A 2,580-nucleotide genomic window follows, 5' to 3' on the forward strand; every position below is an offset into this window, starting at 1 on the left:
GGCCTGTGCTCACTAAAGACGAATACGCTATAGTTAAGAGGGCTGGATGCGTGGCGCTTATTGTCATCCCGCCTAAAAAGAGTTAATATCATCCTCTAGAACCAGCTCCTATAGGCTTGTCTATTGCGGAAGAATACTTTAAGGCTGGTAAGATAGCGGCAGAGGTCAGAGAGAAAATCAAAAGCAGCATCAGCATAGGCTCACGGCTTCTTGATGTAGCTGAAATAGTGGAGCAAAACATAATCGGTAGAGGCGCACAACCAGCTTTCCCTTGTAACATTTGCATAAACAGCGTTGCAGCACACTACACCCCACTCCCCCAAGACGATCTAAGGGTGAAGGAGGGTGATGTCGTTAAAGTCGATTTCGGGGTGCAGATAGATGGCTACATAGTCGACACAGCGTTCACGCTATCGTTTGACGCAAAGTATGATGCACTGGTTAGAGCTGCGGAAACTATGCTCCAAGAAGCGTTAAACGTAGTTAAAGCTGGTGTTAGGGCTGGTGAGGTCGGTAGGGTTATACACGCGGCTGCGCAGCGTCTAGGCTTTAAACCTATTCTGAACCTCTCTGGCCACGCGATCGCGCCATACCTTGTGCACGCCGGGCTTTCCATACCTAATACCTACACCGCTGGCACGCCTCAGCTTAAAGCTGGCCAGATCTACGCTATAGAGCCCTTTGCGACGACGCAAAAAGGTGCTGGTATAGTAGTTAATGGGCCTGTAACTAACATCTTCAGCATAGTAGCTAGAAAACCAGTTGGCGAGCCAGCATTAAACAGGTTTGTCGATGAACTCTGGTCTAGGTTTAGAACTCTGCCGTTCACTTATAGGCAGATAAGAGATCTGGGCGAAGCTGGTTGGTTGGAGCGCGCTGTGAAAGCTTTGATTCAGAAGCGTGTGTTAAGAGGCTACCCTATGTTGGTAGAGGCTCATAACGAGTTTGTCGCTCAAGCTGAGCACACCATCACGCCTGTTGAAAACGGTGTGATTGTTCTTACTCAGTAGGTTTCAGCGGCTCAGCGTAGATCATCGTTATGTACAGGTTGCCGCCGCACTTCTTACACTGCCCATTTCCTTTATACACGTAGTCGCCTACCGTGAAGGAGCGTTTGCTCTTCTCGCCGCAGCTTAAGCACTCCTCTATTGTGTAGACGATCTGCTTACCCCTCTTTTCACCTATGGAAGGTATCATCGTAGCCATTCTCTACTGAGCCACCCCAAGGGTGTTTCCTACGCCTACTATAAGAACGCTATCAGAAGGCTGGGTCTTCTCTTCTATGAGCCTGTAGACGATCTTAATCACCTTCTCAGCAGCCTCAGCAACCTCCTTCCTCATAACAGATATCGCATCAATAAGGGACTGCTTGATAACCACCGCGTAGAGAGGAATATTATGCTTCGTAGCAACCTCCTCGATCTTAAACCGATCAACCCCTATGCCACCAATAGCAGCTCCCACACCCTCAGCTATCTCCCCCGTCTTCTCGCCCTCAAGCTTCAAAGCAGCGTCTATCATAATCACAGCATTTATCTTCACACCCATCTCCTTTATCAACTTCTCGACAGCCGTGCCCGGCTCACCTACATTACCCCCAGGACCAGTCGCTTTGATCAAATAGAGTGTCCTACCTTTGTATTCGGTCTTCGCCAGCAAGGTGTCTCTTGAAATCTCAGTCTTCTCAAGGTTGAGCATCATTCTACCCACAACCATAGGTCCGATGCCGTCACCGATAGGTTGAGACTGTTTGAATGCATCCAATGCGTTAACTAACGCATCTGCTTCCTGAAGTACCATCGGCATAATCATCTGGAGCTGCACAAGAATGTAGATGTTTGAAGTCTTCTTACCCAAGAGGTAGAAGTGTCTAACAAGTTTGTAGATGTAGTTGATGGATGAAGCCGCCTCCAGAATGTTCTCAGCAGTACTAACCTTGGTCGAATCGCTTTCAGAGGCTAGCCTTCTTATCTCCGAGCGTATTCTGTCGTTTCTAATCGTAACCACATGCTCTATCTTCCTCACTATACCCGCAGGATCTAAGTCCACTGGCATAATGGTAAAGTATTCAAGCAGCTGATCCACCTGCTCCTGAGGATCAGACTTTGGTTTAAGGTGGTTAACAAGATAATCTATAACCTCTTTCCTTGACTTCTCACGCATAACCTTCAGCTTACCCAACGCCCTTGAAACTTCGCCAAGTATCATATAGGCTTGAATCCTCTGACCGTAGAAGAGAAAGAGCAAGAAAGGTAGATAGAACAGTATAAGGTAAAGGGTGTTATCGCCGAACTGCCCAGGTCCTACTTGTAGAGGAATCAACTCAACTACCCGTTGTTTTAGATGTGAACACGCCACTCTTTAAGCCTTTTCCCTTAAGAGATGTAAAGGCGCCGGCACCGCCGCTTCGCGAAGCCTCCCGGACTTCACTAACACGGCGGCGACACACGGTTTGACTTCTGGGTTCGGAATGAGACCAGGTCGAGCCCGTGTGCTGTGGCCGGCTGACTTATGCTTGCTGTGTGGTGGTAGATTAATTTATCGCCGCTAGATGGAGAAAAGTTGATTTAAGCCTCCAAC

Annotated in this window: 3 protein-coding genes and 1 rRNA gene; 1 reads left to right on the plus strand and 3 read right to left on the minus strand. The window is 48.2% G+C overall.

The window, feature by feature from the left end; translation table 11 throughout:
- Window positions 1–116: 116 nt before the first annotated feature.
- A complete protein-coding gene (locus HA494_05475) occupies window positions 117–1,010 on the plus strand; it encodes a type II methionyl aminopeptidase (protein ID NHV97222.1) in 894 nt (297 codons plus the stop codon).
- Here HA494_05475 and HA494_05480 read toward each other — a convergent pair.
- The 3 genes from HA494_05480 to rrf all read right to left on the minus strand — a co-directional run bounded on the left by HA494_05480 (window position 1,000) and on the right by rrf (window position 2,508).
- Window positions 1,000–1,206: a hypothetical protein gene (locus HA494_05480; GenBank protein NHV97223.1), complete on the minus strand. Its 207-nt coding sequence runs from the start codon at window positions 1,204–1,206 to the stop codon at window positions 1,000–1,002. The genes HA494_05475 and HA494_05480 overlap by 11 nt on opposite strands.
- Window positions 1,207–1,209: 3 nt before the next feature.
- Window positions 1,210–2,319, minus strand: a complete 1,110-nt coding sequence (locus HA494_05485; GenBank protein NHV97224.1) for a DUF1512 domain-containing protein — start codon at window positions 2,317–2,319, stop codon at window positions 1,210–1,212.
- Between the two features lie 69 nt (window positions 2,320–2,388).
- Window positions 2,389–2,508, minus strand: a 5S ribosomal RNA gene (gene rrf / locus HA494_05490).
- Window positions 2,509–2,580 lie beyond the last annotated feature (72 nt).

The organism is Nitrososphaerota archaeon (genome assembly GCA_011605775.1).
Taxonomy (GTDB): domain Archaea; phylum Thermoproteota; class Nitrososphaeria; order Nitrososphaerales; family JAAOZN01; genus JAAOZN01.

Excerpts from the sequence above, each read along its gene's own strand:
- HA494_05480 (NHV97223.1), bottom strand. The coding sequence starts at position 1,206 with ATGGCTACGATGATACCTTCCATAGGTGAAAAGAGGGGTAAGCAGATC.